The sequence below is a fragment of the Mesorhizobium sp. M2C.T.Ca.TU.002.02.1.1 genome, assembly GCF_003997225.1.
Window position 1 is genome coordinate 1 of record NZ_RZTO01000352.1, and the last position, 5,994, is coordinate 5,994.

Sequence of the window (5,994 nt, forward strand, 5' to 3'; positions counted from 1 at the left end):
CAATTCTTCCATCCGGTTCCGGGCGGCCGAGGCGGCGGACGCCGTTGCCATCCGCGATATCGTGCGCGCCGCCTATGCCAAATGGGTGCCGGTGATCGGCCGCGAGCCGCTGCCGATGCGCGCCGACTACGAAAAGGCCGTCGCAGAGCATCCGTTCGACCTCGCCGTCGCGCAGGATCGCATTGTCGGCATGCTCGAGACCATGCTCGCCGACGATCACCTCTGGATCGAGAATGTCTGCGTCGCTCCGGACGCGCAGGGCAGGGGAATCGGCCGGTTGTTGCTCGAACGGGCGGAGCACAAGGCGCGCGAAGCCGGGCGAGATGAGCTTCGCCTGCTGACCAACGGCGCGTTCGAAGCGAATGTGTCGCTCTATCGGAGACAGGGTTATACGGTCGACCGGGAAGAGCCGTTCATGAATGGCACGACCGTCTATATGAGCAAGAGGATCGCCGGATGACCGCCAACCGGAGCGCGACGAAGCCTGCCGGGATCAGGTTGAAGCAACTGCCCGGCTTGTATGCGATTTCGCGGTTGGAAGCCGGGCACGGCATTCCTGATTGGGCAGACGGACCGGGTTTCGTCAGCATCGCCAGAACCGAGGATGAGCTTTCCATCACCTGTCTGCAGGGTCGCGTACCGGATAGCGTCAGGCAGGATAGCGACTGGGTCGCCTTCAAATTCGAAGGCCCCTTTGCCTTCGGCGAAACCGGCATCGTGCTGTCGGTCATCAGGCCGCTGTCGGAAAATGGCCTGGGCGTCTTCGTCGTCTCCACCTTCGACGGCGACCATCTGTTGGTGAAGGCTGCGGACGGCGCCGCGGCGATACGCTTGCTGGGCGAGGCAGGGCATACGCTGCTCTAGTCGAGAATGCGGCGGCGCCAACTCTGGCGCAACTCCCGACGCGCTGGCTCAAGCACTTCTCGCTTGCGTTTGACAGAGCACATGCCGCATCGTTATTTCTGGCGATATACGACGACCATCACACCACAATCGAGCAAAGCGGTCCGCAGGGAGCGAAACCATGTCACACAATCTGCAGTTCTATATCGACGGCGCCTGGGTCGATCCTGTTGTGCCGAACACGCTCGACGTCATCGATCCCTCGAACGAAGACGCTTTCGCGCAGATTTCGCTGGGCTCCAAGGCCGATGTCGACAAGGCGGTGGCCGCCGCCAAGCGCGCCTTCGCCACCTTCGGCTTCACTGAAGTCGAGGAGCGGCTCGACATCCTCAACCGCGTCATCGATGTCTACAAGAAGCGCAGCAAAGACCTTGCGCTCGCCGTCTCGCGCGAGATGGGCGCGCCGCGCCAGATGGCGCTGGACAGCCAGGTCGGCGTCGGCCTTGCGCATCTGGAAAAGATGGCGGAGGTGCTGAAGACCTTCCAGTTCCGTCACGTCAAGGGCTCGTCGCTGATCGTCAAGGAGCCGATCGGCGTCGTCGGCCTGATCACGCCGTGGAACTGGCCGCTCAACCAGATCACCTGCAAGGTCGGTCCGGCGCTCGCCGCGGGCTGCACGATGGTGCTGAAGCCGTCCGAGATTGCGCCGCTCGACGCCATCATCTTCGCCGAGATCATCGATGAGGCCGGCGTGCCGAAGGGCGTGTTCAACCTCGTCAACGGCGACGGCCCGACTGTCGGCCAGGCTCTGGCCAGCCACCCGGATGTCGACATGATGTCCTTCACCGGCTCGACGCGGGCGGGCATACTGGTCGCCAAGGCGGCGGCCGACACGGTCAAGCGCGTGCATCAGGAGCTCGGCGGCAAGTCGGCCAACATCCTGTTCCCCGATGTCGATCTGGAGCGGGCCGTCACCAAGGGCGTGGCCGGCTGCTTCGGCAACAGCGGCCAGTCCTGCAACGCGCCGACCCGCATGTTCGTGCCGCGCGACCGTCACGACGAGGCGGCGGGCTATGCGAAGAAGGCGGCGGAGAAATTCACCGTCGGCCCGGCCGACGCGCCCGCCTCCAAGCTCGGCCCGGTGGTAAGCCAGATCCAGTTCGACAAGATCCAGGACCTGATCCAGAGCGGCATCGACGAGGGCGCAACCCTGGTTGCAGGCGGCCCCGGCCGCCCGGCCGAGCTTAACCGCGGCTATTACGTCCGCCCGACCGTCTTCGCCAACGTCACGCACGACATGCGCATCGCCAGGGAAGAGATCTTCGGGCCGGTGCTGTCGATCATGCCTTACGACACGGTCGAGCAGGCTGTGGAGCAGGCCAACGACACGGTCTATGGCCTAGCTTCTTACATCCAGGCCAAGGACATCGAGAAGGCGCGTGACGTGGCCGCCCGCATGCGCTCCGGCAATGTCTACATCAACTATCCGACCTGGGACGCGGGCCTGCCCTTCGGCGGCTACAAGCAGTCCGGCAACGGCCGCGAATATGCCGAATACGGCCTCGAGGATTTCCTCGAGATCAAGGGCATCGCCGGCTACGAGGCGGCGGAGTAGGGCTCGCGCGGGGAGGAACAGGTCTCCGAAGAAGCTTAGGAAGGGCGCGGTCTCGGCCGCGCCTTTTCCATCTAGGCTGGTCGCGCGGGTCAGACATGGCCGTAGAAATCCCGATGCACGGCGACGGAATAGGCGTAGTCCAGCAGGGTCGACCAGCTGAACACGGGCATGTCGATCTCCCGCTGTATCGCCCGGCCGAAGGGCTGGAACCCGGTGCATTCCAGCACCATGGCTCCCATGCGAGGGTGGGCGGCGGCGAAATCCTTCGCCACCTTGACGATATCGCGCTCCGCCGGGCCGTAATCGGCGGTCGGGATTTCTGGCCGGATGTCCTTTGTCCAGAGACTGTCGAACTGAGGCGTCTTCCCGTCGTCCTTGGCGCCGTGAACGACGTAGTTCGTCCCGAGCGTCACACCCACTGACGTGAGATGCCGGTCACTGAGCCGGTCGCCCTCGGCGACGAGAATGCCGACGACCCTTTCGGGGCCGATCGTCATCTGGGCGAGAGGTACCTGCAGCAGGCTCGACGCGAAGACCGGCACGTCGACACTTGCCGCGATCTCCTTCTGGAACCAGGCGAAGTAGCCGCATTCGGCGGCGATCGCCCGGCATCCCATGCGTTCCAGTTTCCGCGCGGCCCTGACGATCGGCTCCAGCAAGGCTTGCTTGTCGTCGCCCCGTACGAGGTTCTGGATGTCGACGCCTTCGGCGATTTCGTACTGGATAGGAAAGGAATAGGCGCTCGCGTTTCGCACATCGCCGGGAAATCCCGGGTACACCTCGTCGAGGATGATGATGCCCAGGCCCATTCCGTAGCAGGAATGATTCCTGCGGGCATGAATTCTGTGGATCCCTGAATCGCGAGCCGTCATCCCAAGCCTCCGCACATCGTTGCAGCGGACGATAGTTGCTTATGAATACAGCAGGAAATAACATTTCTTTATGGTGGTTCGAAGGTTCTTATGGAGGCATTGCCATGCTTTCCCGACGCGACGAAATATCCGTGCGCCGCGTGCGCAGCCTGCTGACGGTGCTGGAATTGAACTCGTTCACCCAGGCGGCGGACGTGCTGGGCCTTACCCAGCCGGCCATCTCGCAGCACGTGACGCAGTTGGAGAGACAACTGGGCTTCGCGCTGCTGGTTCGCGACCGTGAAGGGCTTCGGCTCAGCCCTGCCGGCAGCTCGCTGCTGCCGGGCCTCCGTCGGCTTGTTGCGGGCAACGAGGCGATTGTCGATCAACTTGCCTCGCTAAGCCTCGGCACCGAACAGATCCTGCGGGTTGCCAGCGTGGCTTCCTTTGCCGCGATGTTCATCGGCCCCGCCTTCCATGCGCTGCGGCCCAGATTTCCGAGCCATGTGCTCGATATCGTGGAGATCGACAGCGAGGAGGCGTTCCAGCTTGTGAGGTCGAACGAGATCGATTTCGGCATCAGCAGCGTCTTCGTCCCATCGCCTGGCCTGTTGTTCGAGCCGCTTTGCCAGGACGGCGCCTGCGTCGTCCTGTCGACGTCGCATCCGCTTGCCGCGCGGTCCGAGTTGGGTGACGAGGATGTGCTTGCCGAGCCCTTCATCCGCTTTCCCTCGGGAACGACATCGGGCAACTGGCTCGCCATGATGTCCGAGCGATCCGGCCTGCAGCCAAAAACCGTCGTCGAAGTGCGCCAGCTTATGACCGGCTGCCAGCTCGCGCAGCAGAATATCGGCCTGACCGTCGTCCCCGAGATCGCCGCCAGATCATGCCCGCTGCCCGGCCTCGCCGTGATTCCCTTGCGGGACGGCCTACCGCCGCGCAAGCTGGGCGTGGTCACTAGTGAGTTTCACCAGGCCTCGCAATTCGAGAACGCCGTTCTCTCGCAGCTTCGCGAAATGACATGGCAGTCCCAGGGTGTTCAAGCCCTCCGGTAGGTGCGGTGAAGGGCAAAAAAAGCCCCGCAGGCGAGATGCCTTTGCTCGCCGGAAGGCGCAATTCCGGCCGCTGCCGTGATCTCGATGAGCTGCCACCCGGCCCATCCACAACGCCCGGCGATCTTGCGAAGGTGGCGAGGACGCTGGCTGGTGGCCTGCCCGCCGATGCTGTTTCGGCTGTGGCCAGGTTCACCAAAGCCGATTTCGGCGCATGACGGAATCCTTTCGTTCCAAATGAAAGAGTTGCAGGCTAGCAGTGGCGCAGGGATTATTCCTGCGCCACTGGTTTTGTCAGTCAGGAACGGACAGCTTTCGATCGGAGTTTTGGTCGAAGTATTCCTCTCTCGCTTTTTGCGTGATGGAAAAGATTCTGCGGTTCTTGGCGTTCTTTTCCCGCTCCACAAGGCCCCGTTCGGCCATGATCTTTCCACGCTTTCCAACCAGCTGATAGGAGCAATCTAACTCACCCGCTATGTCTGCGGCGGCTAAGCCCGAAGCTTCTGGATACAACGTTTCCAATATCCCAAGTTCTGTGTTGGGGAGCAGAAGCTCAGAGTTTATATCCTTAATAATCGCTTCGTATTTTCGTGAAAGATTAGATACGCTGCAAGTTCCCTTCTTGCAAACGGGGCAAAGCATGTCGAATAGCTTTAAGCTTTCAAGTTTGTCTAAGCTTTGGACCTCGCCACACGCGTCGCATTTAATCTCCTGGTTCTTCTGAAGATATTTTCTAAGTATGGGAGAATAGTCGAAAATTCGTTCAACAAAATAGAGTCTGTGTTCCCTCAAGGATGTTGGTCGGCCAAAGGCAATGCTATATCGGTGACATAGGCCATAATTGAGAGCAAAGACTGATACTTTTCGTCCGTCTCGATCTTTCATTTCGTAATACTTAGAAATAAAGAAGTTCAACTCCAAGGTCGAGAGGATTGACTCAAATTCGCTGACGATATGAAAATGGCTAGACGGGGTCCTGCCTGAGATTTCCTTTGTGACGGCTGAGCCCTTGTAATCCCTCAATTTCCTCGCTTGGCTAACGATGGACTCAAGGAGTTCTTTCAGACTGAAAATTGACGACCGCTCAGCAAACGACTCATGAGCGAATTTCTGAATGCCAAAAAACGGTTCCACTTTCTCTTCGTAGTAGCGGGCAGCCGCATCTTGGATGGCGCGTGGTCCGATGCGCCTTCCGTAGCCGACATGCGTTTCGCCCAGATTGTGCAGGAGATGCCCTAGGATGCGAGGATTCCCCATGCTTGCAAAAAAGAGCTGCCTATAAACCTCGTGGGCATCGGTGTCACAAAAGACGTCAAATCCCGTTTCAAGAAAATAGCTAAAGCGGCTGTCGAGCAATCGAAATGTAAAATCGACGGCCTTGGTCTCCATAGAAGAAACATCGCTGGATCCATAGAGGCGATATGTGTCCAGATAGATCTCATCGATTTTTGTTGCGTCGATTTTTCCCAAATATATACGACCCGGGTAGGCGGCAACTTTGAATTTTATTAGCTCATTAGACCAGTTGTTTAGCGGTGCCAGAATACTATCGACAAGTATGGACATGGCGTCGATAGGAAGCTCTGAGAAGTCGTCGAGGAAAATATAAAGGTGTCGAATTCCTATCCCGGAG

At 59.7% G+C, this 5,994-nt stretch carries 7 protein-coding genes; 5 read left to right on the plus strand and 2 right to left on the minus strand.

The genetic code is table 11. From position 1 onward, the window contains the following. From EOD07_RS18935 to EOD07_RS18945, 3 genes are all read left to right on the plus strand, one after another. Positions 1-460: GNAT family N-acetyltransferase (locus tag EOD07_RS18935; RefSeq protein ID WP_206519495.1), on the plus strand; the 460-nt coding region annotated here is incomplete at its 5' end. Next, on the plus strand, positions 457-864 hold the full coding sequence (locus EOD07_RS18940) for an ACT domain-containing protein (RefSeq protein WP_127236555.1): 408 nt from the start codon (positions 457-459) through the stop codon (positions 862-864). The genes EOD07_RS18935 and EOD07_RS18940, both read left to right, overlap by 4 nt. A 160-nt stretch (positions 865-1,024) precedes the next feature. Continuing rightward, positions 1,025-2,458 (plus strand): aldehyde dehydrogenase family protein, encoded by a 1,434-nt coding sequence (locus tag EOD07_RS18945; RefSeq protein WP_127236556.1) that lies wholly within the window; start codon positions 1,025-1,027, stop codon positions 2,456-2,458. An 89-nt stretch (positions 2,459-2,547) separates the two neighbouring features. Here the strand turns inward: EOD07_RS18945 and EOD07_RS18950 are convergent, their stop codons facing one another. Continuing rightward, positions 2,548-3,330 carry an aspartate/glutamate racemase family protein gene (locus EOD07_RS18950; RefSeq protein WP_127236557.1) on the minus strand — a complete coding sequence of 261 codons (783 nt, stop codon included), beginning with the start codon at positions 3,328-3,330 and terminating at the stop codon, positions 2,548-2,550. A gap of 131 nt (positions 3,331-3,461) precedes the next feature. Here EOD07_RS18950 and EOD07_RS18955 point away from each other — a divergent pair, with 131 nt between their 5' ends. Together EOD07_RS18955 and EOD07_RS18960 are read left to right on the plus strand one after the other, a co-directional pair. Beyond that, positions 3,462-4,364: a LysR family transcriptional regulator gene (locus tag EOD07_RS18955; protein WP_164772350.1), complete on the plus strand. Its 903-nt coding sequence runs from the start codon at positions 3,462-3,464 to the stop codon at positions 4,362-4,364. Positions 4,365-4,369: 5 nt separating this feature from the next. Further along, positions 4,370-4,579, plus strand: coding sequence for a hypothetical protein (locus EOD07_RS18960; RefSeq protein WP_127236559.1), 210 nt, complete (start codon positions 4,370-4,372; stop codon positions 4,577-4,579). 76 nt (positions 4,580-4,655) lie between these two features. Here EOD07_RS18960 and EOD07_RS37695 read toward each other — a convergent pair. Further along, positions 4,656-5,994, minus strand: a 1,339-nt coding sequence (locus EOD07_RS37695) for a MarR family transcriptional regulator (protein ID WP_164772351.1), incomplete at its 5' end; no start/stop codon positions are given.